Here is a 24,747-nt window from a genome sequence, read left to right as displayed (position 1 = left end):
CCAGTAACGGCGGGTGCGTCCGGCACTGTTCACCAGGGGCGTGCCCGACCTACCCTTGATCACCATGGCACCCACACCCGCCGGTAACCGAAGGACACGCGTGCACGTGGTCAGCGACGTGCACGGCAACGCCCGTGACCTGGCCCGGGCCGGCGAGGGGGCGGACGCCCTGATCTGTCTGGGCGACCTCGTGCTCTTCCTCGACTACGCCGACCACGCGCGCGGCATCTTCCCGGACCTGTTCGGAGTGGAGAACGCCGACCGCATCGTCGAACTGCGCACCGCCCGGCGTTTCGAGGAGGCGCGCGCGTTCGGGGCGAGCCTGTGGGCCGGCATCGCCGGCGACCGGGCCGCCGCCATCGAGAAAGCGGTGCGCAAGCAGTACGCCGAGCTGTTCGCCGCCTTCCCCACCCCGACGTACGCCACGTACGGCAATGTCGACATGCCGCCCCTCTGGGCGGAGTACGCGGGACCGGGCACCACCGTCCTGGACGGCGAGCGCGTCGAGATCGGCGGCCGCACCTTCGGCTTCGTCGGCGGCGGACTGCGCACCCCCATGCGCACCCCCTACGAGATCGGCGACGAGGAGTACGCCGCGAAGATCGAGGCGATCGGCGAGGTCGACGTGCTGTGCACGCACATCCCGCCCGAGGTGCCCGAGCTGGTCTACGACACGGTGGCGCGGCGCTTCGAACGGGGCAGCCGGGCCCTGCTGGACGCCATCCGCCGCACCCGGCCCCGCTATGCCCTGTTCGGACACGTCCACCAGCCGCTGGTGCGGCGCATGCGCATCGGCGCCACCGAGTGCGTCAACGTCGGGCACTTCGCCGGCACCGGGCGGCCCTGGGCGCTCGAATGGTGAGCCCCGCCGGGCGGGGTGAACCCGGCAGGTCGCGTGCGCGGTAGCCTTCACGCTGCACACACGTGCGCACACGACTTGCAGCACGACGGGCCCGCATCCGGAGGAGCCACGGCGATGGCGGAACACACCAGCTCGAGCATCACGATCGAGGCGGCACCGGCCGACGTCATGGCGGTGATCGCCGACTTCGCCCGCTATCCGGACTGGACCGGTGAGGTGAAGGAGGCGGAGGTCCTGGCCACCGACGGGCAGGACCGCGCCGAGCAGGTCAGGCTCGTCATGGACGCCGGGGCGATCAAGGACGACCAGACGCTCGCCTACACCTGGACCGGCGAGCACGAGGTGTCCTGGACGCTGGTGAAGTCCCAGATGCTGCGCTCCCTGGACGGCTCCTACCTCCTCAAGCCCGCGGGCGCCGGCGCGACCGAGGTCACCTACCGGCTCACCGTCGACGTCAAGATCCCCATGCTGGGCATGATCAAGCGCAAGGCGGAGAAGGTCATCATCGACCGCGCCCTGGCGGGCCTCAAGAAGAGGGTCGAGTCCGGCGAGGCGTGACCCCGGCCCCGGGCCCCGCGCGGGCACGCCCGCGTCCGCGGCTCCGTTACCGTTCACCCTCATGCGCACCATCCTGATCACCGGCCCCGGCGGCAGCGGTCGTACCACCCTCGCGGCCGCCACCGCCCTGGCCGCCGCGGGCGACGGCATCCGGACCGTCGTCCTCGGCGCCGACCGCGAGGACACCCTGGGCGCGGCGCTCGGCACGGCGACCGGCCCCACACCCGTACGGGTCACGCCGCACCTCACCGCGTGGCGGCCCGACGCCACCGCCCGCTTCCGGGACGACCTCGTCGCCCTCCAGGACCGCGCCGCCGACCTCCTCGACCTCCTCGGAGCCTCCCGGCTCGACGCCGAGGAGGCCACCCCGCTGCCCGGCGCCGAGGAGCTCTCCCTGCTGCGCGCCCTGCGCGACGCCGCCCTCTCCGAGCGTCACGACCTCCTCGTCGTGGACCTCCCGCCCACCCCCCGCGCCCTCGCCCTGCTCGCCCTGCCCGAGGAACTGCGCCGCTATCTGCGCCGGCTGCTCCCGCCCGAGCGCCAGGCGGCCCGCGCCCTGCGCCCCGTCCTCGGCCGGCTGGCCGGCGTGCCCATGCCCTCGGAGCGGCTGTACGACACCGTCGCTCGCTGGGACACCGAACTCGCCGCCGTCGAGGCCGTCCTTGCCGGCCGGGACACCGCCGTGCGCCTCGTCGCCGAACCCGGCCCGGCCGGCGCCGACGCCGTCCGCACGGGCGCCCTCGGTCTCGCCCTGCGCGGCCTGCGCACCGAGGCCGTGCTCGCCAACCGCGTGCTGCCCGAGACCGCCGGGGACACCTGGCTCGCCGGCCTCGCCGCCCAGCAGCGCAAGGCCCTCGCCGACTGGCACGAGACCCACGACGTCCACCCCGTCGCCCATCTCGGCCGCGACCCCCGCGGCACCGACGACCTGGCCGCGCTGGCCGCGCCCGGCGTCAACCGGGCGCCCGCCCCGGTCGAGTGGCCGGTGACCGACCGCACCGCCGACGACGGCGTGGTCGTCTGGCACATCCCGCTGCCCGGCGCGATACGCGACGAACTCGACCTGGTCCGGCGCGGCGACGAACTCGTGATCACGGCGGGCCCCTTCCGGCGCCTCGTCCCGCTGCCGTCCGCCCTGCGCCGCTGCACCGTCGCCGGGGCCGCCCTGCGCGAGGGCGAACTGCGCATCCGGTTCACGCCCGACCCCGACCTGTGGCCGCGTGCACGGTGAAGGACGTACGCCCATTCGGGTAACGTCGTAGGGACGAACCGTAGTCAGGAGTCCGTCATGAGCGAAGAGCGCCCCACACCGGACACCCCCGACGGCCCGGCGGCCGACGAGGCACGGGCGACCGACGCGGACGCCTGGGCCACGGCCGCGGCCGAGGACCTCGCGGCGGAGAAGGCCCGCCGCCGCGCCGCCCACGGATCGCCCCCGGGCTCGGCCGCCGAGGAACTGCGCAAGCTCGTCGACGCGGTCGCCGACAAGCTCTCCGGCCTCCAGTCCCCGCTCCTGGGCGCGGTCGCGGGACCCGCCGCCCAGCAGGTGGTGCGACAGGTCGTGCAGCAGGCGAAGGCCGCCGTCGAGCCCGTGGTGGAACGCAACCCGGACGTCTTCGACCACCTGGCCGCGGCCGGCGGCGAACTGCTCGCGGCCTACCGCTCCGCCGTCCAGGCCCAGGAACGCCGCTGGACGGACCGCGCGCGGGACACGCACGGCCCGGAGGACGATCCGCGCGAGGGCCGGGAGCCGGGCGAGGGCACCGGCCCCGGGGAACGCATCGACTTGGACTGACAGGGCCTCGGGTACGGTTGGCCGTAGCGGGGCTCGACCGAAACTGAGGGATTCATGGGACTCACCATCGGCGTCGACATCGGCGGCACGAAGATCGCGGCCGGGGTGGTCGACGAGGAAGGCAACATCCTCTCGACCCACAAGGTGCCGACTCCGGGTACGCCCGAGGCGATCGTGGACGCCATAGCCACCGCCGTCGAGGGCGCACGGGCCGGGCACGAGATCGTCGGCGTGGGCATCGGAGCCGCCGGCTACGTGAACCGGCAGCGCTCCACCGTCTACTTCGCGCCGAACATCGACTGGCGCCAGGAGCCGCTGAAGCAGGCGGTCGAGGCCCGCGTGGGCCTGCCCGTCGTCGTGGAGAACGACGCCAACGCGGCCGCGTGGGGCGAGTACAAGTTCGGCGCCGGCAAGGGCCACCGCAACGTCATCTGCATCACGCTCGGCACCGGTCTGGGCGGCGGCATCATCATCGGCAACAAGCTGCGCCGCGGGCACTTCGGCGTGGCCGCCGAGTTCGGCCACATCCGGATGGTCCCGGACGGCCTGCTGTGCGGCTGCGGCTCACAGGGCTGCTGGGAGCAGTACGCCTCCGGGCGCGCGCTCGTCAGATACGCCAAGCAGCGCGCCAACGCCACCCCCGAGCACGCCGAACTGCTGCTCGGTCTCGGCGACGGCAGCCCCGAGGGCATCGAGGGCAAGCACATCTCCATGGCGGCCCGCCAGGGCGACCCCGTCGCCGTCGACTCCTACCGCGAGCTGGCCCGCTGGGCGGGCGCCGGCCTCGCCGACCTGGCCTCCCTCTTCGACCCCTCCGCGTTCATCGTCGGCGGTGGCCTGTCCGACGAGGGCGAGCTGGTCCTCGACCCGATCCGCAAGTCGTACAAGCGCTGGCTGGTCGGCGGCAACTGGCGCCCCGTGGCCGAGGTCATCGCGGCCCAGCTGGGCAACGAGGCGGGTCTGGTGGGCGCGGCCGACCTGGCCCGCGAGCCCGACCCGATCATGTAACGCCCACCTCGTCGGTTCGGGGCGACCGTGCCTGCCGAGGGGCGCGGGGAACTGCGCGACGAGCCACCGACCACCGTCGGTCGCACGCGGTCCTCGCGCCCCGAGCCGGTGGGCGTACATTGATCCACATGGCGCTCCCCCCTTCCCGCACCGAGCCCGACGGCTCCGCGATCATCCGCGTACTGAGCTACAACATCCGCTCGATGCGTGACGACACGGACGCCCTCGCCCGCGTGATCACGGCCTGCGCCCCCGACCTCGTCCTGGTCCAGGAGGCCCCCCGCTTCTTCCGCTGGCGCAAGAAGCTCGCCCGCCTCGCGTCGGCCTCCGGCCAGGTCGTCCTCACCGGAGGCGGCACCGCCGCGGGCCCCGCGATCCTGTGCGATCTGCGCGCCACCGTCGAGCGCACCGAGGACGTCCTGCTGCCGCTCACCCCCGGTCTGCACCGCCGCGGCTTCGCCACCGCCGTCGTCCGCTTCGGAAGGGCCCGCCTCGGCGTCCTCAGCTGCCACCTCTCCCTCCAGGGGGAGGAGCGCCGCGCGCAGGGCGGCATGCTGCTCGACCGGCTCGCCGGACTCGGCACCGAGCACACCCTCGCCGGCGGCGACATCAACGAGGGACCCGAGGGCCGCACCTTCCGGCTCCTCGCCGAGGGGCTCCAGGACTGCCGGGCCACCGCGCCGTGGGGCGGCGAGGACACCTCCACCCCCGCCGACCCGCGGCAGCGCATCGACGCGATCTTCGCGTCCAAGGGCGTCGAGGTGCTCGGCTGCGGCGTCCCGCTCGACCTGCCCGGCGTCGACGGCGCAGACCTGAGGGCGGCCTCGGACCACCTCCCGGTCCTGGCCGCCCTCAGAATCCCGTCCGCGTAGCGCGGTGTCCCGCCGGCGTGGCGCGGTCGCTCACACCACCGCGCCGCGCCCCGGGTCGCCGTCCTCGTCGTCGTCCGTGCGCATGCGCGTCACCAGCGTGACGAACCCGCCGAGGAAGCCGCCGATGCCGAGCGTCGCCAGCCACCACGTCATGTCCCAGCCGAGCACCACCGCGAGCACCAGCAGGATCGGCCCGCCGACCACCCCCAGCCAGGCGAACCTGGCCGTCGTGTCGCCGGTGGGCAGCGGAGGTGGCTCGGGCGGCACGAAGTGGCCCTCGTCGTCCTCGTCGAAGTCGTCCTCGACCGGTTCTGGCGCCGTGTAGTCGCGCGGTCCCACACCGGGGGCGAAGGAGACCGAGCTGCCCACCGGCGCGGCCGGCTCCGGTTCTTCTTCCTGCGCGTCGTCCTCGTTCGGCCCGGTCTCGGGCAGCGCGAGGTCCTCCACCGGCTTGAACGGCTTGGCACCCGGCGGGTCCGGGGGCTCGTCACCGTACCCGGCGACGATCGCCCGCCAGGCCGCATCCTCGTCGAAGGGCACACCCTTCTCGTCCGGCTCGCGGTCCTCGCGGTCGGAGTCGTGCTCAGCCAACTGAGGCCGTCCCTTCCTAGCCGACACGGGGTGCGGGCCGCCCACGAAGGCGAGGCTCCCTCCGAAGGTCCGGTCCGCTCCTGGTCCAACGTCGCCGCGCGGTCGCTGTGTTCCGGCCGGACGGCCACCACGCCGAGACCGACGACTCCGGATGTGCTTCACCGTACGCGACCCCACCGACCCCGACCAGGGCCGTCGGCCTTCGTCCATGGCGCGGGTTATGGTCTGACCGACGGAAACAGGAGGCACTCGGTTGTTGTACGGCACGATGAAGGTCGCCATCGGGGGACCGCTCAAGGTCGCCTTCCGGCCGTGGGTGGAGGGTCTGGAGAACGTTCCGGCCGAGGGCCCCGCCATCCTGGCGAGCAATCACCTGTCCTTCTCGGACTCGTTCTTCCTGCCCGTGGTCCTCGACCGCAAGGTCACCTTCATCGCGAAGGCCGAGTACTTCACCACACCCGGGGTCAAAGGACGGTTGACGGCGGCCTTCTTCAAGGGCGTCGGACAGCTCCCGGTCGACCGCTCCGGCGCACGCGGCGCGGGCGAGGCCGCGATCAGGAGCGGCATAGAGGTGCTCGAACGCGGAGAGCTGTTCGGCATCTACCCGGAGGGCACCCGCTCGCCCGACGGCCGCCTCTACCGGGGCAAGCCCGGCGGCCTCGCGCGCGTGGCGCTCGCCACCGGGGCGCCCGTCATCCCCGTCGCCATGATCGACACCGAGAAGATCCAGCCGCCGGGCAAGGTGATGCCGAAGCTGATGCGGCCCGGCATCCGCATCGGCAGGCCGCTGGACTTCAGCCGCTACCAGGGCATGGAACAGGACCGCTTCGTGCTGCGCGCGGTGACGGACGAGGTCATGTACGAGATCATGAAGCTCTCCGGGCAGGAGTACGTCGACATCTACGCGACCGCCGCCAAACGGCAGATCGCGGAGGCCGCGAAGGCCGCGAAGACGGCGAAAGCCGCCGAGAAGGAGCAGAAGGACCAGGCCGAGGGGCAGCGGACCGAGTCGTAGACGCGGCACCGCGGGGCCCGGGGGGTGGGGGAGATGTCCGAACGCGAGCGGGGCATGAGGATGTCGGTCGAGCAGCCGCTGTGGCGTGCGCTCGCCGGCTACCGCGTCCTGACGATGCTGTACGCCATCGGCCTGTTCGCCAGCGCCTACGACCGCTACGCCCGCCCCGGCGTCGCCATCGCCTACTACGCCGTCCTGTTCGCGTGGACCCTGGCGACGCTCCCGCGGGTGGCCAACGCGGCGAGCTGCACCCGGCGCTTCCTCGCCGCCGACCTCACCGTCGCGCTCACCGGCATCCTGCTCACCCCGCTCGCCGACGTCCACCAGGTCGCCCACGGCGGCCCGACGCTGCCGTCCATATGGACCGCGGGCTCCGTGCTGGCCTTCGCCATCAAGGGCGGCTGGCGCTGGGCGGCCCTCGCCTCCACCCTCGTCGCCGTCGGCAACCTCGTCGAGCGGGGCACCCCGGCCCGCGACACCGTGCACAACGTGATCCTCGTCTGGGTCGCCTCCATCGCCATCGGGTACGTCGTCGAGGTCGCCCGCGCCTCCGAGCGCACCCTCGCCCGCGCCCTGGAGATCGAGGCCGCCACCCGGGAGCGGGAGCGCCTCGCCCGGGACATCCACGACGGCGTGCTCCAGGTGCTGGCCATGGTGCAGCGGCGCGGTGCCGTGCTCGGCGGGGAGGCGGCCGAACTGGGGCGCATGGCGGGGGAGCAGGAGGTCGCGCTGCGCACCCTGGTCTCCGGCGGCCTGGTCCCGGTCCCGCGCGCCGCGCTGCCCGCCGCGTCGGGCACCGGCGCACCGCCCGCGGGGGAGCCGGACGGCGACCCCGCGGCCCCCGTCGACCTGCGCACCCTGCTCGCCCCCTACGCCGGCTCCCGGGTCAGCCTCGCCGAGCCCGGCGCCCCGGTGCCGCTCGCGCCCGGCACGGCACGGGAACTGGCCGCGGCCGTCGGCGCCGCCCTGGACAACGTGCGCAGGCACGCCGGGGCCGACGCCCGCGCGTGGATCCTGGTCGAGGACGAGCCGGACACGGTGGTGGTGACCGTGCGGGACGACGGCCCCGGCATCCCCGAGGGGCGGCTCGCACAGGCCGAGGGGGAGGGGCGGCTAGGGGTGGCCCTGTCGATCCGCGGCCGGCTGCGCGACCTCGGCGGCGGCGCCGAGCTGATCTCGGTGCCCGGACAGGGCACGGAAGTGGAACTGACGGTACCGAAGGACGCCGACGGGGCGCGGGGGAAGGCGGAGCGGGGATGACGCAGCAACAGGGTCCGGTCAGGGTCATGGTGGTCGACGACCACCCCATGTGGCGCGACGCGGTCGCCCGCGACCTGGCCGAGGCGGGCTTCGAGGTGGTCGCGACCGCGGGGGACGGCGAGCAGGCGGTGCGCCGGGCCCTGGCCGCGGGGCCCGACGTGCTCGTCCTGGACCTCAACCTGCCCGCCAAGCCCGGTGTGCAGGTCTGCAAGGAACTGGTCGGCGCCAACCCGGCGCTGCGGGTGCTGGTGCTGTCGGCCAGCGGGGAGCACGCGGACGTCCTGGAGGCGGTGAAGTCGGGCGCCACGGGCTATCTGCTGAAGTCGGCCTCCACCGGGGAACTGCTCGACGCGGTGCGCCGTACGGCCGTCGGCGACCCGGTGTTCACGCCCGGCCTCGCCGGACTGGTCCTCGGCGAGTACCGACGGCTGGCCGCCGAGCCCGGGTCCGCGCCGGACGCCGGGAAGCCGGAGACGCCCCGGCTGACCGAGCGTGAGACCGAGGTGCTGCGGCTGGTGGCCAAGGGCCTGAGCTACAAGCAGATCGCCGAGCGCCTGGTGATCTCGCACCGCACGGTCCAGAACCACGTCCAGAACACCCTGGGCAAGCTCCAGCTGCACAACCGCGTGGAACTGGTCCGGTACGCCATAGAGCGCGGTCTCGACGAGGAGTGAGACCGGGCGCCGTAGCGGTGTCCCGACAATCCACCGGAATCAGCCCGCCCACCTCTCGCTGTGTGACGCATCTCACCTCTACTGTGAGTGAGCCTCAAGTCACCGCGGCGAAGGGACATTTCCATGCGGGTGGGAGTACTGACCGGAGGCGGCGACTGCCCCGGGCTCAACGCCGTGATCCGAGCCGTCGTCCGCAAGGGCGTGCAGGAGTACGGCTACACGTTCGTCGGGTTCCGGGACGGCTGGCGCGGGCCCCTCGAAGGGGACACGGTCCGCCTCGACATCCCCGCCGTCCGCGGCATCCTGCCCCGCGGCGGCACCATCCTCGGCTCCTCCCGCACCAACCCCCTCAGGACCACCGACGGGATCGCCCGGATCAAGGAGAACCTGGCCGCGCAGGAGATCGGCGCCCTCGTCACCATCGGCGGCGAGGACACCCTCGGCGTGGCCGCGCGGCTGTCCGACGAATACGGGGTGCCCTGCGTCGGCGTGCCGAAGACGATCGACAACGACCTCTCCGCCACCGACTACACCTTCGGCTTCGACACCGCCGTCGGCATCGCCACCGAGGCCATCGACCGGCTGCACACCACCGCCGAGTCCCACATGCGCGTCCTGGTCGTCGAGGTGATGGGCCGTCACGCCGGCTGGATAGCCCTGCACTCCGGGCTCGCCGGCGGCGCCAACGTCATCCTCGTCCCCGAGCGGCGTTTCGACGTCGAGCAGGTCTGCGCCTGGGTGACCTCCCGGTTCAAGGCGTCGTACGCCCCGATCGTGGTCGTCGCGGAGGGTGCCGTGCCGAAGGACGGCGACATCGTGCTCAAGGACGAGTCGCTGGACTCCTTCGGGCACGCACGGCTGTCCGGCGTCGGGGAATGGCTCGCCAAGCAGATCGAGAAGCGCACCGGCAAGGAGGCCCGCACCACGGTCCTCGGGCACGTGCAGCGCGGCGGCACCCCGAGCGCCTTCGACCGCTGGCTCGCCACCCGCTTCGGCCTGCACGCCATCGACGCCGTCCACGACGGGGACTTCGGCAAGATGGTCGCCCTGCGCGGCACCGACATCGTCCGTGTCCCCATCGCCGACGCCACGTCCCGCCTGAAGACGGTCGGCCCCGAGCTCTACGAGGAGATCTCGGTCTTCTTCGGCTGACCCGCCGCCACCCGGGCCGGCGGGACGCGGAGGAGGTCCCCGAGGATCGTGGGGCCGTTCAGGGTCAGCACCGACTCCGGGTGGAACTGGACCGACGCGAAACCGGGGCCGCGCAGGGCGTGCACCTCACCGTCGGACGCGCGGCTCACCTCGACGCCGTGGGCGGCCAGTTCGCGCTCCGCCTCGTCGTCGCAGCGGGCCGTGAAGCTGTTGTAGAAGCCGACCGTCTCGGGCCTGCCGAACAGGTCGACGGTGCTCTGCGCCCCCTGGTGCGGCACCTCCTTGCGGACGATCTCCAACCCCAGTTCCGCCGCCAGCAGTTCGTGCCCCAGGCACACCCCCAGCACCCCGCGCCGGTGCTCCCGCACGACATCCGCGGTCAGCCCCCGCAGGAACCGCATCCTCGGATCCGAGAGGTCGGACGGATCACCGGGTCCCGGCCCCAGCACCACCGGCCCCTCGTGCGCGAGCACCGCCTCCCGCAGCCCCGGCTCGTCGTGGCGCCGTACCGTCACCTCCAGGCCCGTCGAGCGCAGCACGTGCGCGAGCATCGCCGTGAACGTGTCCTCCCCGTCCACCACCAGCGCCCGCCCCGCCGGCGGCTCGGTCCGCTCCTGCATCCGCAGCCAGAACGGCGCCAGCGCCGCCCGCCGCCCGTCCAGCGCCGCCCGCACCCGCGGGTCGTCCGCCGGCCGGGGCCGTGTCCGCTCGTCCCGCGGCCGTCCCGGCCGCACCCCGAGTGCCGTCAGCACACCCGCCGCCTTCGCGTGCGTCTCCGCCACCTCCCCGGCCGCGTCCGAGCCCCGAACGAGCGTCGCGCCGACCGACACCCGCAGCCGCCCGGCCGCGTCCACGTCGGCGGTGCGGATCAGGATGGGGGAGTCCAGGGTCTGCGCACCCCCGGCGTCCCGGCCGAGCAGCGCCAGCGCGCCCGCGTAGTACCCGCGCCCGCCGCGCTCGTGCCGCTCGATCACCCGGCAGGCGTTCTGCACCGGCGAGCCGGTCACCGTCGCGGCGAACATGGTCTCCCGCAGGACCTCCCGCACGTCCAGCGACGAGCGGCCCCGCAGCTCGTACTCGGTGTGCGCGAGGTGCGCCATCTCCTTCAGCCGCGGACCGACCACCACCCCGCCCATGTCGCCGACCGCGCACATCATCTTGAGCTCCTCGTCGACCACCATCGAGAGCTCCTCGATCTCCTTGGTGTCGGCGAGGAAGTCCAGCAGGCTCTCCGGCGTCGGCCCCTCGGCGGGATAGCGGTACGTCCCGCTGATCGGGTTCATCACGACCGTGCCGCCCGACATCCGCACGTGCACCTCGGGGCTCGCCCCGACCAGCGTCCGCCCGCCCTCCCCGGTGTGCACGACGAACGTCCAGTACGCGCCCCGCTCGCCCTCCAGCAGCCGCCGGAACAGCGCCAGCGCGTCGGCCCGCCCGAACCCCGGGACCGTGCCCCCGTACGTCCGCCGGATCACGAAGTTGGCGCCCTCGCCGCGCCCGATCTCCTCCTCCAGGACCCGCCCGACGATCGCGGCGTACTCCTCGTCGGCCACGTCGAAGCCGCCGTCCTCGACCCGCACCGCGTGGCCGGGCAGCCGCTCCAGCGCCTCGGCGAGCGGCACGTCGTACCGTTCCTCGGGCGTGAGCGCCAGCAGTGGGGTGCCGTCGTCGCGGACGTCGAAGCCGCGCTCGCGGATCTGCCGGAACGGTACCAGCGCGAGCGCCTCCTCGGGCAGGTCGGCGAGCCGGTCGTACGCGGCGACGGGGCCGACCAGCAGCTCCACCGTGTTCTCGGCGCGGCCGGGCGTGCGGCGCCTGAGCAGGGCGAAGGGGCGGGTGTCGGTCACCAGCTGGGCCAGATCCATGGTTCCTCTTCCGGTACGGGACTCGGTGGGTGCCGGTGAGGAACGGCCGCGGGAAACACCGAAGGCCGCCCTCGGGCGGCCTTCGCGAAGCAGTGCGTACGCGCAGTCAGTGGGCCGCCGGGGGAGCGGTCCACCACCAGTTCTGGATCGAGTGCGCGAACATGGCGCGAACCCTACCCCGACGGCGGGGCCGGTGCCCACCGCCCGTCTCATCCATCGGGCATCTGGGGAGATCACCACGCGCGACCCCGTAATGTTTACAGGGTGACCGTGAACGCTGATTCCGAAGCCGCCGCCGCGAAGGCGTCCTGGCTAGACCTGCCCGCGGCGCAGCAGCCCGACTACCCGGATCCCGAGGCTCTGCGCGAAGTGATCGCCGAGCTCGAGTCGTATCCGCCCCTGATCTTCGCCGGCGAGTGCGACCAGCTGCGTGCTCGGATGGCGGCCGTCGCCAAGGGAGAGGCGTTCCTCCTCCAGGGCGGCGACTGCGCGGAGTCCTTCGACGCCGTCGGCGCGGAGCAGATCCGCGCCAAGCTCAAGACCCTCCTCCAGATGGGCGCGGTCCTCACGTACGCCGCGTCAGTGCCGGTGGTGAAGGTCGGGCGGATCGCCGGTCAGTACTCGAAGCCGCGCTCCAAGCCCACCGAGACCCGCGACGGCGTGACCCTCCCGGTGTACCGGGGCGACTCCGTCAACGGCTTCGACTTCACCGAGGCCACCCGCATCCCCGACCCGCAGCGGCTGAAGCGGATGTACCACGCCTCCGCCTCCACGCTGAACCTGGTCCGTGCCTTCACCACCGGCGGCTACGCCGACCTGCGCCAGGTGCACGCCTGGAACCAGGACTTCGTGAAGTCGTCCCCCTCCGGCCAGCGTTACGAGCAGCTCGCGCGTGAGATCGACAACGCGCTGAACTTCATGCGGGCCTGCGGCGCGGAGCCGGAGGAGTTCAAGACCGTCGAGTTCTACGCCTCCCACGAGGCGCTGCTGCTCGACTACGAGTCCGCGCTGACCCGGGTCGACTCCCGCACGGGCAAGCTGTACGACGTCTCCGGCCACATGGTGTGGATCGGTGAGCGCACCCGGCAGCTGGACCACGCGCACATCGAGTTCGCGTCCCGGATCAACAACCCCATCGGGATCAAGCTCGGCCCGACGACGACGGCCGAGGAGGCGCTCCAGTACATCGAGCGCCTGGACCCCGAGCGCACTCCGGGCCGGCTGACGTTCATCGTCCGCATGGGCGCCGACAAGATCCGCGACAAGCTGCCCGAGCTGGTCGAGAAGGTCACCGCCTCCGGGGCCGTGGTGGCCTGGGTGACCGACCCGATGCACGGCAACACCTTCGAGGCGGCGTCCGGCCACAAGACCCGCCGCTTCGACGACGTGCTCGACGAGGTCAAGGGCTTCTTCGAGGTCCACAAGGCGCTCGGCACCCACCCCGGCGGCATCCACGTGGAGCTGACCGGCGACGACGTCACCGAGTGCGTGGGCGGCGGCGACGAGATCTTCGTCGACGACCTGCACCAGCGCTACGAGACGGCCTGCGACCCGCGCCTCAACCGCAGCCAGTCGCTCGACCTGGCCTTCCTCGTCGCGGAGATGTACCGCGACCAGTAGGCCCGGCAGGCACGACACGACGAGTGGGGCGCGGATCACAGTGGATCCGCGCCCCCTCGCGCTTTTGCGGTTCCCGCCCTGCGGGTAAGGTTAGGTTAGCCTCACCGAGCAACGGGATGGCGCCAGTGACCGATCCCGGTGGGAGGTGAACCGCGTGTACGTGTGCAGTTGCTTCGGCATCACCGAGCAGCAGGTCAAGCAGCACGCGGAGGGCGGCGCCTGCACCCCCCGCCAGATCGCCTCCGCCTGCAAGGCCGGCACCGACTGCGGTTCGTGCGTACGGCGCATCCAGGCGCTCCTGGGCCGAGGGGCGTGCCCGCGCCGGGAGACGGCCGACCGGGGCGGACCCGTCCTGTCCCGGCTGGACGAGGCCGCCTAGGGCACGGGCCCGGGCCCTAGCTCTCCGGCTGCTCGATGACCTGCGCGATGTAGAGCGCCTCGCCGAGCTTGTCCACGAGCTCCAGCTGTGTGTCGAGGTAGTCGATGTGCTGCTCCTCGTCCGCGAGGATCGACTCGAAGATGTTCGCCGACGTGACGTCGTTCTTCTCGCGCATCACCCTGATGCCCCGCCTGAGCCGGTCGATCGCCTCCACCTCGACCTGCCGGTCGGCCTCGAACATCTCCTTCACGGTCTGCCCCACCCGCACGTGGAACAGCCGCTGGTAGTTCGGCAGCCCGTCCAGCAGCAGGATGCGGTCGGTCAGCACCTCGGCGTGCTTCATCTCGTCGAACGACTCGTGCCGCGTGTACTTGGCGAGCTTCGTCCAGCCGAAGTTCTCCTGCATCTTGGCGTGCAGGAAGTACTGGTTGATCGCGGTGAGCTCGCCGGTGAGCTGCTCGTTGAGGAACTCGATGACCTCGGGATCGCCCTGCATCGCAGAGGCTCCTTCCGCATGGGGGGATGGGGAGGTTGCGGCGGCATGATTGCACCGGTGTCGAAGATCGTCCAGTAAGTGTGCACTTAGTGGGTAAGTGCCTCCCGTCCCCTGTTGTCCCCCCGCAGGGTGGCTGGTCAGGGGCACTGTCCCGGGTCTGTCAGGATGGAGACATGGGGCACCCGGTGGAGCGCGAGTCTGGAGAATCTGGAGAGGCCGTACGGTCCGAGCTCCCGCCGGGGCAGCGGCTCCAGCGCGGCTGGCCGGTCACGCACTACGGCCCGGTGCCCAAGTTCCGCCCCGAACGCTGGGAGTTCAGGGTCTTCGGCGCCACCGCCGACGGCGACAAGCACTGCTGGACCCACGAGGAGTTCACGGCCCTGCCGTACACCACGATCGTCGCCGATCTGCACTGCGTCACCAAGTTCAGCATGCTCGGCTCCGAGTGGGGAGGGGTGCCGGCGGGCGCCGTCCTCGCCATCGCGCCGCCCGCGCCCGACGTCACCCATGTGATGGTCTGGGCGGAGTACGGCTTCAGCTCCAACCTGCGGCTGGCGGACTTCGTCGCCGACCGCACGATCTTCGCGACCCACAAGGACGGTGAACTCCTCACTGCCGAGCACGGCTTCCCGGTCCGGCTGGTCGTCCCGCACCTCTACGCCTGGAAGGGTCCCAAATGGGTGCGCGGCGTGGAGTACATGACGGCCGACCGGCGCGGTTTCTGGGAGGAGCGGGGCTACCACAACATCGGTGACCCCTGGAAGGAACAGCGCTACTCCTACCAGGAGGAGCCCGGGGACGGCCCCGAGCTCTGATCCCGGTCGTGCCCCCGCGGGCGGTCCCCCCGTCAGTGGTGGTACTGGTGCACCACCGCGTGCCCCTTGCCGCGCCCGATCGTCCACTTGTTGACCGGTGTCGTGACCACGAAGGCGATCACCAGCGAGATCACCAGCGACCCCCAGAACAGCAGGTCGTCCAGCTGGGCGTCCATCGCGTCCGGCCACAGCACGATCACGCCGTTGTCGATCAGCTCCATCACGGCGATGGACAGGGTGTCCGCGGCCAGCGCCACCCGGAAGGCGGTGCGGAAGCCGACGCCCGCCCTGAGGACGCCGCGCAGGGTGAGCGAGTAGCCGAAGAAGAAGGCCAGCACGATCGCGAGGACCGTGGTGGGCAGGTTGCCCCAGCCGAGTGCCGTGCCGACGACCATGCCGAGCACCTCGCCGATGGCGCAGCCGGTGAGGCAGTGCAGCGTGGCCTGGACGGCGACGCCCCAGCCGGCCGCGGCGGCCCCGCCCTCGTGACCGTGGTGGACGTGTGCCTCATGCGTCATGATGCCCCCTGTGCCGAGTGACGGTGTCTTCGACAGACGGGAACTGTATACCCCCTAGGGGTATTCCCATGCGGGGGCGCTCCCGTACGGAGGTGTTCCGCACGGGGGTGTTCTGCTGCCGTCAGGCGCCCCGGAGCCGCTTCAGGCGTGCCACGTCCGCCGCGTGCCCCTCCTTGCCGCCGGGCGTCTCGATCACCAGCGGCACGCCCGCCGTCGCCGGATGGGCCATCAGCGCCCGGAACGGCTCCTCGCCTATGTGGCCGGAGCCGATGTTCTCGTGCCGGTCCTTGTGCGCGCCCACCACGTCCTTGGAGTCGTTGGCGTGGATCAGTCGCAGCCGGCCCTCGCCGACCGTGTCCACCAGCAGGTCCAGCGTCTGACGCATCCCGTCGGGCCCGGTCAGGTCGTGCCCGGCCGCGAAGACATGGCAGGTGTCCAGGCACACGCCCAGCTTCGGATGCGCGTCCAGCGCCTCGAAGTACGGCCCGAAGTCCCAGGTGCGCGAGCACAGCGAGGAGCCCTGCCCGGCCGTGGACTCCAGCAGCAGCCACGGGTCGTCGTCGTGGGTCAGCTCGTCCAGCAGCGGAAGCAGATGCTCCCGTACCTGCTTGAGCGCCACGTCCCGGGCCCGGCCGCCGGTCGCGCTGCCGGTGTGGACGACCACACCGAGCGCGCCGATCTCCCGGCCCCGCCGCAACGAGTGCCGCAGCGACTCCACCGACCGCTCCACCGTGGCCCCGGTGTGCGAGCCGAAGTTGATCAGATACGGCGCATGCACGTACGCCGGGATCGACTCCTCGGCGCACGCCGCCCGGAACGCCTCGTCCTGCCGCGGGTTCCCGGCCGGAGTGGCCCAGCCGCGCGGATTGGCGACGAAGACCTGCACGGTCTCGGCCCCGAGGTCACGGGCGTACGACAGCCCCACCGAGCTGAGGCCGCCGGCCACGGGGACGTGACCGCCGACGGGATTGCGGGGAGGGACGGGGGCGACGGACCGCTGACTGTTCACCCGTTCAGGGTGTCACGCGCCCGCCGCCCGCCCGCGCGCCCGGTCCCCGTCAGCGGATCGTGATCGTGATCGTCGACCCCTTGGGCGCGGTCCGGCCGCCGTCCACGGACTGCTCCTTCACGGTGTCCCCGAACAGCCCGAGCAGTCCGCGGTCCTCCTTGACCTGGAAGCCCGCCTGCTCCAGCCGCTGCTTCGCCTCGCCGGAGCCCAAGCCGACCACGTCCGGGACCTCGACCATCTCGGGGCCCTTGGACAGCGTCAGCGTCACCGTGTCGCCCTCCGCGGCCCGACCGCCGCCCGTCGGGGTCTGCTCGGCGACCAGCCCCTTGTCGAACAGGGAGCCGACCTCCTGGTCGGAGATCTTCACGACCAGCCCCGCGTCCTCCAGGTCCTGCTTCGCGCCGTCCAGGTCCTCACCGGTGACGTCCGGGACGTCGACCGGGCTGCCCTTGCTGACGACCAGCGCGACGGCCGAGCCCGCGCGGCGCGTGGTGCCCGTCGCCGGGTCGGTGGCGATCACCGAGCCGCGCGGCACGTCGTCGCTGAACGCGCGCGTGATCATGCCCGGCTGGAGCCCCTCCTTCGTCAGCAGCGTCTTCGCCTCGGTGAGCGTGCGCCCCTCCAGGTCCGGCACCGTCACCGTCTCCGGGCCGTCGGAGATCGTCAGCGCCACGGAGGCGTTGCCGCGGATGCGCGCGCCCGAGCCGGGGTCGGTGCTGATGACCGTGCCCCGCGCGACGGTGTCGCTGTAGGCGTGCTCGACCCGTCCGACGTCCAGCCCCTCCCGCGCGAGCCGGTCCCGGGCCTCGGCCTCGGTCTTCGACAGCAGCGGCGGGACCCGGGTGAACTGGCCGGAGTTGATGTACCAGACGCCGGCCCCGACACCGAACACCACCAGCACGGCGACGATCAGGGTGATCAGGCCCCGCCGCGGTCGCGTCCGGCGCCGCGGGGGCAGCGGCGGCGGGCTCTCCAGCCGACTGGTGTGCAGCACGTCCGCCGGCTCGTCCTCGTTGACGGGCAGCGGCCGGGGCACGGTCAGCGAGCGCGGGATCACACTCGTGCGGTCCATGGAGATGTCGTGCCCCGCGGACAGCGCCTGCGGCGGCACCGCGTCCAGCTGCTCCTCGCTCAGACCCGAGCGGGCCTGCCGGGTCAGGGCGAGCAGCGCCACGGCGTCGTGCGGCCGGACGTCAGGGGTGCGGGCGGTGGCCGAGACGACCAGCTCGTCCAGCTCGTACGGCATGCCGGGCACGGTGGCCGAGGGCGGCGGGACGTCGTCGTGCAGGTGCTTGTAGAGCACGGCGGCCGGGGTGTCGCCCTCGTGCGGCTTCGCCCCGGTCAGCATCTCGTACAGGACGACACCGCAGGCGTACACGTCGACCCGGGGGTCGGCGGTGCCGTGCTCGATCTGCTCGGGCGCGAGGTAGGAGACGGTGCCGAGGACGGCGCCCGTGGTGCTGGTGACGGTGTCCACGGACCGCACGAGCCCGAAGTCGGCCACCTTGACGCGGCCGTCGTCCCCTATGAGCACGTTCTCCGGCTTCATGTCCCGGTGCACGAACCCGGCGCGGTGCGCGGCGCCGAGCGCGGCGAGCACGGGCTCCAGGATGTCCAGCGCGGCCCGCGGCTGGAGCGCGCCGCGCTCGCGCAGCACGTCACGCAGGGTGCAGCCCGCGACGTACTCCATCGCGAGGTACACGTACGACCCGTCGGTGCCCTGGTCGAAGACCTGCACGACGTTGGGGTGGGCCAGGCGCGCCACCGACTTCGCCTCACGGATGAACCGCTCGACGAACCCCGCGTCGGCCGCGAGCGCCGGGTGCATCACCTTGACCGCGAGCACCCGGTCCAGACGTGTGTCCAGGGCCCGGTACACCGTGGCCATCCCGCCGACCGCGATCCGCGCGTCGACGCGGTAACGGCCGTCGAGCACCTGCCCGACGAGAGGGTCCTGAAGGGTCATATCCACCCGCACGAGTCTACGAGCCCCCACGCACACCCCCTCCGATCCACCCAACCTGAAGCAGACCCGTGACACCACCCCCACTCCACAACCCGCCCCGCCCACCCCACGTAGCGGCGCACCTCGCCCTCCCGCCCGCCCACCCGGCAGCCGACCGCAAACGGGTGGGTGGGTGGGAAACGAAGGGTCCACGACCCGCAGCCGCCGACGGCGAACGGCCCCCACGGGCGAGGTCCACCTCTTGAGGGACCGGGAACGGGCGGGCGGGTGGGGGAAGAGACGGCTAGAACGCCGGGCGTTCGGGGTCCAGGTCGGCCAAGCCTTCCCCCGGCGACGACGCCACCGCGAAGTACCGCCGGGGTATCCGCCCACCCAGCCGAGCCGACCTCCCGGCCTCCACTCCGTACCGCATCGCCAAAGCCATCCGCTCAGGATCCCGCGCCCGCGTCACGGCCGACGCCAGCATCACCCCCGCACACCCCAACTCCATCGCCAACGCCACGTCGGACGCCGTACCGGCCCCCGCGTCCAGGATCACCGGCACCCCCGCCCGCTCCACGATCAGCTCGAAGTTGTGCGGGTTGCGGATACCGAGCCCCGACCCGATCGGCGACCCCAGCGGCATCACCGCCGCACACCCCACGTCCTCCAGCTTCCGCGCGAGCACGGGGTCGTCGTTGGTGTACGGCAGCACGGTGAACCCGTCGTCCACCAGCGTCTCCGCCGCGTCCAGCAGCTCGACCGGGTCCGGCAGCAGCGTGCGCTCGTCGGCGATGACCTCCAGCTTGATCAGATCGCTCCCCAGCGCCTCCCGCGCCAGCCGCGCCGTCAGCACCGCCTCGCCCGCCGTGAAGCAGCCCGCCGTGTTCGGCAGCACCCGCACCCCGAGCTTCTCCAGGACCGACAGCACCGACCCGTGCACCCCGGGATCGACCCGCCGCATCGCCACGGTCGTCAGCTCCGTGCCGGAGGCGACCAGCGCCCGCTCCAGCACGTCCAGGCTGGGCGCACCGCCCGTACCCATGATCAGGCGGGACGAGAACGCCGTACCGCCGAGGACAAAGGGATCGTCGGCCATGGCTCAGCCTCCCTGGACCGCGGTGAGGACTTCGACCCGGTCGCCCTCGCGCAGCGCCGTGGACGGCCACTGCGTGCGCGGGACGACGGTCTCGTTGAGTGCGGCGGCCACCCCGGAGGGCGCCGCGGTGAGGGTCCGCACGAGCGCGTCGAGGGCCGTGCCGGACGCGACCCGGCGGTGCTCGCCGTTGACGGAGATGGTGACGGAGGCGGTCATGCGGGCTGCTCCGAGAGGACGGCGCCGAAGCGCGCGGGCGTGAAGGGGCGGGCCTCCTCGGGGAGCTCCCCGGTGGCCAGGGCGTGCGCCAGCGCGTCGCCGGTGACCGGCGTCAGCAGCACACCGTTGCGGTAGTGCCCGGTGGCCAGCAGCAGCCCGTCGAGGCCGCTCGGCCCGAGCAGCGGCGCGTTGTCGGGCGAGCCCGGCCGCAGCCCGGCCCGGGTCTCCGTGAGCGGCAGCTCGGTGATGCCCGGCACCAGCTCGTGCGCGTCCCGCAGCAGCTCGTAGACGCCGCCCGCGGTCACCGTCGTGTCCCAGCCCAGGTCCTCGCTGGTGGCGCCGACGACCAGCTCGCCGTTCTCCCGGGGCACCAGGTAGACGTGGCTGCCGCGCACCACGGCCCGCACGGTCCGGTTCAGGAACGCCCCGAACCGCTCCGGCACGGTCAGCCGCAGCACCTGACCCTTCACGGGCCGTACCGCGGGCAGTACCTCGTCAGGCACCCCCGCGAGCCGCCCGCTGAGGCTGCCCGCCGCGAGGACCACCTGCTGCGCGTCCAGCTCCGTGCCGTCCGCCGTGGTGACCCCGGCCGCCCGCTCCCGCAGGACCCGCAGCCGTGCCGCCCACGCGCGGTGGAACACCACGCCCGCGCGCTCGCACGCCGTCACCAGCGCCGTCGCGAGCCGCCGCGGGTCGATCTGGTGGTCGCCGTCCACCCGCAGCCCACCGCGCACCCCCGGCGCGAGCATCGGTTCCAGCTGCCGGCACTCCCGGCCCGACAGCCACTCCGACTCCAGCCCCGACTCCCGCTGGAGGACGTGCAGTTCGCGCAGTTGCGCGCGGTCGTCGGCGTCCAGCGCGACGGCGAGCGTGCCGCAGCGCCGGTAGCCGAGGTCCCGGCCGGTCAGCTCGCCGAGCTCGGCCGCGAAGGCCGGGTAGCGGCGGGCCGACTCCAGATTGAGCCCCAGCAGGGTCTGCTCGCCGTGGTGCAGCTCGGTGACCGCGGCCAGCATCCCGGCCGCGACCTGCGCGGCCCCGCCGCCGGGCTCCGGGTCCACGACGGCCGTCGTGAACCCGCGCTGCGCCGCGCGCCAGGCCGTGACCAGGCCGATGATCCCGCCCCCGATGACGAGGACGTCTGACGTACGTGACGACATGGGCGTCCAGCCCCTCCCTTCGCCGGCATGACCCGGATCAGGTTCGTACGGTCGGAGGCCGCCAGCCTCCCTCTCAGCCCGGTGCGTCCGGGCTCCCGCGAGTGCGTGTACGTCCGCCACCCTAGCCCTTGGCCGCGCGGCTCGGTAAGGGCGCGTGGTCCCGGGGCCGGGGCCGGACGGCCGCTGTGCAACACGTCACGGAACGCGACCCCTGACTGACTCTTTGTCAGTTGTCTATGGTGATCAGGTGAGCGAGCAGACACGGGAACGAGGCATGTCACAGGACCGGCGCGTCGTCGTGGTGGGCGCGGGCATGGCCGGGGTGCAGACCGCGGTCGCCCTGCGGGAGCAGGGCTTCAAGGGCCCGGTCACCGTCATCGGCGCCGAGCCGCACCAGCCCTACGACCGACCTCCGTTGTCGAAGGCGGTGCTGCTCGGCACCGCCGAGGGCTCCGCGTTCGACATCGACTTCGACACCCTCGGCATCGACCTCGAACTGGGCCGCGAGGCGCTCGGCGTGCGCCCCGCCGACCACGAGCTCGACACCGAGGCCGGGCCGGTGCCGTACGACGTGCTGGTCCTCGCCACCGGCGCCGAACCGATCCGGCTGCCCGGCGCCGACGGCGTCCAGGGTGTGCATCTGCTGCGCACCCTGGACGACGCCGAGCGGCTGCGGCCGGTGCTCGCCCGGCAGCACGACGTGGTGGTCGTCGGCGCGGGCTGGATCGGCGCAGAGTTCGCCACGGCGGCCCGCGAGGCCGGCTGCGCGGTGACCGTCGTCGAGGCCGCCGACCGGCCGCTCGCGGGCGCCGTCCCGGCGGAGGTGGCCGCCCCGATGACCGCCTGGTACGCCGACAGCGGCACCGACCTGCGCACCCACACGCGGGTGGAAAGCGTCGAACCCGGCGCGGTCGTCCTCGGCGACGGCACCCGGCTGCCCGCGGGCGCCGTCGTGGTCGGCATCGGCGCCCGCCCCGCCACCGCCTGGCTGACCGGCTCCGGCATCGAGCTCGGCGCGCACAACGAGGTCGTCGCCGACGACCGGCTGCGCACCTCCGCGCCGGACGTGTACGCGGTCGGGGACTGCGCCTCCTTCCCGTCCGGCCGCTACGGCGCCCGCCTGCTCGTGCACCACTGGGACAACGCCCTCCAGGGGCCGCGCACCGTCGCCGCGAACATCGTCGGCGACACCTCCGCCGTGTACGACCCGGTGCCGTACTTCTGGTCCGAGCAGTTCGGACGGTTCGTGCAGTACGCCGGACACCACGGCGCGGCCGACACGCTCCTGTGGCGCGGTGACCCCGCCGGGCCCGCCTGGACGGTCTGCTGGCTCCGCGAGGACCGGCTCGTCGCCCTGCTGGCGGTGGGCCGTCCGCGTGACCTTGCGCAGGGGCGACGGCTGATCGAGGCGGGCACGGTGATGGACCCCGCCCTGCTCGTGGACCCGGCGCGGCCCCTGAAGGCGGCGACGGCCTGACCCGGAAAGTCCAGGTTCCGTCCGGCCCGGCTTCCGACTGTCGGTCCGGGATGGCAGGCTGTTTCCGTGACCGAGATTGACACGAAGATCGATGCGCTCGTCCCCGACTGGCTCACCCTCCCCGACATCGCGGAGATGCTGGACGTCGAGGTGACACGCGTGCGGCAGCTGGTCAAGGAGGGCCAGCTCATCGCCGTACGCCGTGGTGAGAACCACGCGCTGCACGTCCCCGCCGCCTTCATCGACGGGGACAAGGTCGTCAAGGGGCTGTCCGGGACCCTGACGCTGCTGCGGGACGACGGCTTCACGGACGAGGAAATGCTGGAGTGGCTCTTCACCGCCGACCCCAGCCTGCCGGGCACCCCCGCCCAGGCCCTCGGTGAGAACCGCGGCACGGAGGTGAAACGCCGGGCCCAGGCCCTCGCCGTCTGACCCGCCCCGCACCCGCGTTCCCGCCGGGCGGGCGCCGGTGCTCACGGCCGGGTGGCACCGTGCCCCGCCGGCCGGAGCACCGCCGTGCCCACCGGGCCGTACCGCCGCCGGGACACGGTGCCCGGTGGCCGTGCCGGCGCGGCCCGGGCGCTACGCTCTCGCGGCCCGTACTCACCGTCACCGCACGCACCCCGGGGGACCCCATGTCCGACGTCACCGCCCGTGCCCGGCTCGCCGACGCGCGGGTCTACCTCTGCACCGACGCCCGCAGGCGCCAGGGCGACCTGCCCGAGTTCCTGGACGCGGTGCTCGCCGGCGGGGTCGACATCGTGCAGCTGCGCGACAAGGGCATGGAGGCCGCCGAGGAGCTGGAGCACCTCGCCGTGTTCGCCGAGGCGTGCGCCCGGCACGGCAGGCTGCTCGCCGTCAACGACCGCGCGGACGTCGCCCACGCCGCCGCCTCCGACGTCCTCCACCTCGGCCAGGGCGACCTCCCCGTCCCCGCGGCCCGCGCGATCCTCGGCGACGACGTCCTGATCGGCCGCTCCACGCACGCCGAGGCCGAGGCCGACGCGGCCGCCGTCCAGGACGGCGTGGACTACTTCTGCACCGGCCCCTGCTGGCCCACCCCCACCAAGCCCGGCCGCCACGCCCCCGGCCTCGACCTGGTCCGCCACACCGCCGCCCTGGGCACCGACCGCCCCTGGTTCGCCATCGGCGGCATCGACCTCGGCAACCTCGACCAGGTCCTCGACGCCGGCGCCCGCCGGGTGGTCGTCGTCCGCGCGATCACCGAGGCCGACGACCCCGGCGCCGCGGCGGCCGAGTTCGCCGAGCGCCTGCGCAAGGCGTAGCCCCGCCCGGCGGCGACTGTCCAAGGGGTGGACAAGAAGGCGGCGAATCGGGCAATTCACCGACGCCCGGTTGGGGGACCGCCCACCCCTGGCTAACCTGCCGGTATGGCCCTCGGAACCGCATCCACCAGGACCGACCGCGCGCGCACCGTGCGTGACATCCTCGCCGCAGGCAAGACGACGTACTCCTTCGAGTTCTCGGCGCCGAAGACCCCCAAGGGCGAGCGGAGCCTGTGGAACGCGCTGCGCCGGGTCGAGGCGGTCGCCCCCGACTTCGTCTCCGTCACCTACGGGGCCGGCGGCTCCACCCGCGCGGGCACGGTCCGCGAGACCCAGCAGATCGTCGCCGACACCACGCTCACCCCGGTCGCCCACCTCACCGCGGTCGACCACTCCGTCGCCGAACTGCGCAACATCATCGGCCAGTACGCGGACGCCGGCATCCGCAACATGCTCGCCGTCCGCGGCGACCCGCCCGGCGCCGACCCCATGGGCGACTGGGTGGCGCACCCCGAGGGCCTGGCCTACGCGGCCGACCTCGTGCGCCTCATCAAGGAGTCCGGCGACTTCTGCGTGGGCGTCGCCGCCTTCCCCGAGATGCACCCGCGCTCCACCGACTGGGACACGGACGTCGCGCACTTCGTCGACAAGTGCCGCGCCGGCGCCGACTACGCCATCACGCAGATGTTCTTCCAGCCGGACTCCTATCTGCGCCTGCGCGACCGGGTCGCCGCCGCGGGCTGCGACACCCCGGTCATCCCCGAGGTCATGCCGGTGACGAGCGTGAAGCTGCTGGAGAGATTGCCGCGACTCAGCAACGCCGTGTTCCCGGATGCCCTGAATGAGCGCATCCTCACAGCCAAGGACGATCCGGCGGCGGTACGCTCCATCGGTATCGAGTTCGCCACGGAGTTCTGTGCGCGTCTGCTGGCCGAGGGCGTACCGGGTCTGCACTTCATCACGCTCAACAACTCCACGGCGCCGCTGGAGATCTACGAGAACCTGGGTCTGCACCACCCACCGCGGACCTAGACCTGTCGCACCGGCATACGACACACTGCGTAGCGGTCATTGGGAG

Annotated in this window: 27 protein-coding genes and 1 riboswitch; of the genes, 17 read left to right on the top strand and 10 right to left on the bottom strand. The window is 72.9% G+C overall.

Annotation, left to right across the window (positions count from 1 at the left end):
* Positions 1-64 precede the first annotated feature (64 nt).
* The 6 genes from AB0F77_RS17635 (at position 65) to AB0F77_RS17610 (ending at position 5,095) form a co-directional block, all read left to right on the top strand.
* Positions 65-862: a metallophosphoesterase gene (locus tag AB0F77_RS17635; protein WP_361948657.1), complete on the top strand. Its 798-nt coding sequence runs from the start codon at positions 65-67 to the stop codon at positions 860-862.
* A gap of 114 nt (positions 863-976) precedes the next feature.
* On the top strand, positions 977-1,420 hold the full coding sequence (locus AB0F77_RS17630) for an SRPBCC family protein (RefSeq protein ID WP_361948654.1): 444 nt from the start codon (positions 977-979) through the stop codon (positions 1,418-1,420).
* 61 nt (positions 1,421-1,481) lie between these two features.
* Complete coding sequence (locus AB0F77_RS17625) at positions 1,482-2,651, top strand: ArsA-related P-loop ATPase (RefSeq protein ID WP_361948651.1); 1,170 nt, start codon at positions 1,482-1,484, stop codon at positions 2,649-2,651.
* Positions 2,652-2,708: 57 nt separating this feature from the next.
* Entirely contained in the window at positions 2,709-3,215 is a 507-nt protein-coding gene (locus AB0F77_RS17620; RefSeq protein ID WP_361948648.1) for a DUF5304 family protein, read from the top strand.
* A gap of 54 nt (positions 3,216-3,269) precedes the next feature.
* A complete protein-coding gene (locus tag AB0F77_RS17615; RefSeq protein ID WP_361948645.1) occupies positions 3,270-4,223 on the top strand; it encodes an ROK family glucokinase in 954 nt (317 codons plus the stop codon).
* 128 nt (positions 4,224-4,351) lie between these two features.
* Positions 4,352-5,095, top strand: a complete 744-nt coding sequence (locus AB0F77_RS17610; RefSeq protein WP_361948642.1) for an endonuclease/exonuclease/phosphatase family protein — start codon at positions 4,352-4,354, stop codon at positions 5,093-5,095.
* 30 nt (positions 5,096-5,125) lie between these two features.
* Here AB0F77_RS17610 and AB0F77_RS17605 read toward each other — a convergent pair whose 3' ends face one another.
* Complete coding sequence (locus AB0F77_RS17605; RefSeq protein WP_361948639.1) at positions 5,126-5,686, bottom strand: hypothetical protein; 561 nt, start codon at positions 5,684-5,686, stop codon at positions 5,126-5,128.
* A gap of 268 nt (positions 5,687-5,954) precedes the next feature.
* Here AB0F77_RS17605 and AB0F77_RS17600 point away from each other — a divergent pair, with 268 nt between their 5' ends.
* From AB0F77_RS17600 to AB0F77_RS17585, 4 genes are all read left to right on the top strand, one after another.
* Positions 5,955-6,701, top strand: a complete 747-nt coding sequence (locus AB0F77_RS17600; protein ID WP_361948866.1) for a lysophospholipid acyltransferase family protein — start codon at positions 5,955-5,957, stop codon at positions 6,699-6,701.
* A 33-nt stretch (positions 6,702-6,734) separates the two neighbouring features.
* Positions 6,735-7,961 (top strand): DUF5931 domain-containing protein, encoded by a 1,227-nt coding sequence (locus AB0F77_RS17595; protein WP_361948636.1) that lies wholly within the window; start codon positions 6,735-6,737, stop codon positions 7,959-7,961.
* Positions 7,958-8,635, top strand: a complete 678-nt coding sequence (locus tag AB0F77_RS17590) for a response regulator transcription factor (RefSeq protein ID WP_361948633.1) — start codon at positions 7,958-7,960, stop codon at positions 8,633-8,635. Before AB0F77_RS17595 ends, AB0F77_RS17590 begins: the two co-directional genes overlap by 4 nt.
* A gap of 123 nt (positions 8,636-8,758) precedes the next feature.
* Positions 8,759-9,787 (top strand): 6-phosphofructokinase, encoded by a 1,029-nt coding sequence (locus AB0F77_RS17585; RefSeq protein WP_361948630.1) that lies wholly within the window; start codon positions 8,759-8,761, stop codon positions 9,785-9,787.
* On the opposite strand, the gene AB0F77_RS17580 is transcribed toward AB0F77_RS17585, so the two are convergent.
* Both AB0F77_RS17580 and AB0F77_RS17575 read right to left on the bottom strand, forming a co-directional pair.
* Positions 9,757-11,652, bottom strand: a complete 1,896-nt coding sequence (locus AB0F77_RS17580) for an anthranilate synthase family protein (protein ID WP_361948627.1) — start codon at positions 11,650-11,652, stop codon at positions 9,757-9,759. The genes AB0F77_RS17585 and AB0F77_RS17580 overlap by 31 nt on opposite strands.
* 106 nt (positions 11,653-11,758) lie before the next feature.
* The gene (locus AB0F77_RS17575) at positions 11,759-11,815 is read right to left on the bottom strand and encodes a trp operon leader peptide (RefSeq protein ID WP_361948863.1); all 57 of its coding nucleotides are present in this window, start codon (positions 11,813-11,815) and stop codon (positions 11,759-11,761) included.
* Between the two features lie 101 nt (positions 11,816-11,916).
* Between AB0F77_RS17575 and AB0F77_RS17570 the strand changes: the two genes are divergently transcribed.
* Complete coding sequence (locus tag AB0F77_RS17570; RefSeq protein WP_361948624.1) at positions 11,917-13,272, top strand: class II 3-deoxy-7-phosphoheptulonate synthase; 1,356 nt, start codon at positions 11,917-11,919, stop codon at positions 13,270-13,272.
* A 154-nt stretch (positions 13,273-13,426) separates the two neighbouring features.
* A complete protein-coding gene (locus tag AB0F77_RS17565) occupies positions 13,427-13,651 on the top strand; it encodes a (2Fe-2S)-binding protein (protein ID WP_361948621.1) in 225 nt (74 codons plus the stop codon).
* Between the two features lie 16 nt (positions 13,652-13,667).
* On the opposite strand, the gene bfr is transcribed toward AB0F77_RS17565, so the two are convergent.
* Positions 13,668-14,147 (bottom strand): bacterioferritin, encoded by a 480-nt coding sequence (gene bfr, locus AB0F77_RS17560; RefSeq protein ID WP_361948618.1) that lies wholly within the window; start codon positions 14,145-14,147, stop codon positions 13,668-13,670.
* A 173-nt stretch (positions 14,148-14,320) separates the two neighbouring features.
* On the opposite strand from bfr, the gene AB0F77_RS17555 reads away from it, so the two are divergent.
* Positions 14,321-14,962, top strand: coding sequence for a sulfite oxidase-like oxidoreductase (locus tag AB0F77_RS17555; RefSeq protein WP_361948616.1), 642 nt, complete (start codon positions 14,321-14,323; stop codon positions 14,960-14,962).
* Between the two features lie 32 nt (positions 14,963-14,994).
* On the opposite strand, the gene AB0F77_RS17550 is transcribed toward AB0F77_RS17555, so the two are convergent.
* The 6 genes from AB0F77_RS17550 to thiO form a co-directional block, all read right to left on the bottom strand.
* The gene (locus tag AB0F77_RS17550; RefSeq protein WP_361948613.1) at positions 14,995-15,480 is read right to left on the bottom strand and encodes a DUF4396 domain-containing protein; all 486 of its coding nucleotides are present in this window, start codon (positions 15,478-15,480) and stop codon (positions 14,995-14,997) included.
* 121 nt (positions 15,481-15,601) lie between these two features.
* A complete protein-coding gene (locus AB0F77_RS17545) occupies positions 15,602-16,489 on the bottom strand; it encodes a deoxyribonuclease IV (protein ID WP_361948610.1) in 888 nt (295 codons plus the stop codon).
* Positions 16,490-16,538: 49 nt separating this feature from the next.
* Positions 16,539-18,461: a Stk1 family PASTA domain-containing Ser/Thr kinase gene (pknB, locus tag AB0F77_RS17540; RefSeq protein ID WP_361948607.1), complete on the bottom strand. Its 1,923-nt coding sequence runs from the start codon at positions 18,459-18,461 to the stop codon at positions 16,539-16,541.
* 277 nt (positions 18,462-18,738) lie between these two features.
* Complete coding sequence (locus AB0F77_RS17535; protein ID WP_361948604.1) at positions 18,739-19,533, bottom strand: thiazole synthase; 795 nt, start codon at positions 19,531-19,533, stop codon at positions 18,739-18,741.
* A 3-nt stretch (positions 19,534-19,536) separates the two neighbouring features.
* Positions 19,537-19,749 carry a sulfur carrier protein ThiS gene (gene thiS / locus AB0F77_RS17530; protein WP_361948601.1) on the bottom strand — a complete coding sequence of 71 codons (213 nt, stop codon included), beginning with the start codon at positions 19,747-19,749 and terminating at the stop codon, positions 19,537-19,539.
* Positions 19,746-20,906 (bottom strand): glycine oxidase ThiO, encoded by a 1,161-nt coding sequence (gene thiO / locus AB0F77_RS17525; protein ID WP_361948598.1) that lies wholly within the window; start codon positions 20,904-20,906, stop codon positions 19,746-19,748. Before thiO ends, thiS begins: the two co-directional genes overlap by 4 nt.
* Positions 20,904-21,015, bottom strand: a riboswitch (TPP riboswitch). Its footprint overlaps the gene before it by 3 nt.
* Before the next feature lie 138 nt (positions 21,016-21,153).
* Here thiO and AB0F77_RS17520 point away from each other — a divergent pair.
* From AB0F77_RS17520 to metF, 4 genes are all read left to right on the top strand, one after another.
* Positions 21,154-22,383, top strand: a complete 1,230-nt coding sequence (locus AB0F77_RS17520; RefSeq protein ID WP_361948595.1) for an FAD-dependent oxidoreductase — start codon at positions 21,154-21,156, stop codon at positions 22,381-22,383.
* A gap of 66 nt (positions 22,384-22,449) precedes the next feature.
* Positions 22,450-22,815 (top strand): Rv2175c family DNA-binding protein, encoded by a 366-nt coding sequence (locus AB0F77_RS17515; protein WP_361948592.1) that lies wholly within the window; start codon positions 22,450-22,452, stop codon positions 22,813-22,815.
* Positions 22,816-23,018: 203 nt separating this feature from the next.
* Positions 23,019-23,669: a thiamine phosphate synthase gene (thiE, locus tag AB0F77_RS17510; protein WP_361948589.1), complete on the top strand. Its 651-nt coding sequence runs from the start codon at positions 23,019-23,021 to the stop codon at positions 23,667-23,669.
* Between the two features lie 105 nt (positions 23,670-23,774).
* The gene (gene metF / locus AB0F77_RS17505; RefSeq protein WP_361948586.1) at positions 23,775-24,701 is read left to right on the top strand and encodes a methylenetetrahydrofolate reductase [NAD(P)H]; all 927 of its coding nucleotides are present in this window, start codon (positions 23,775-23,777) and stop codon (positions 24,699-24,701) included.
* Positions 24,702-24,747 lie beyond the last annotated feature (46 nt).

It is taken from the genome of Streptomyces sp. NPDC026672 (assembly GCF_040638185.1).
GTDB lineage: Bacteria > Actinomycetota > Actinomycetes > Streptomycetales > Streptomycetaceae > Streptomyces.
Note: the sequence above shows the minus strand (reverse complement) of the source record. Positions and strands in the feature narration are given on the sequence as shown.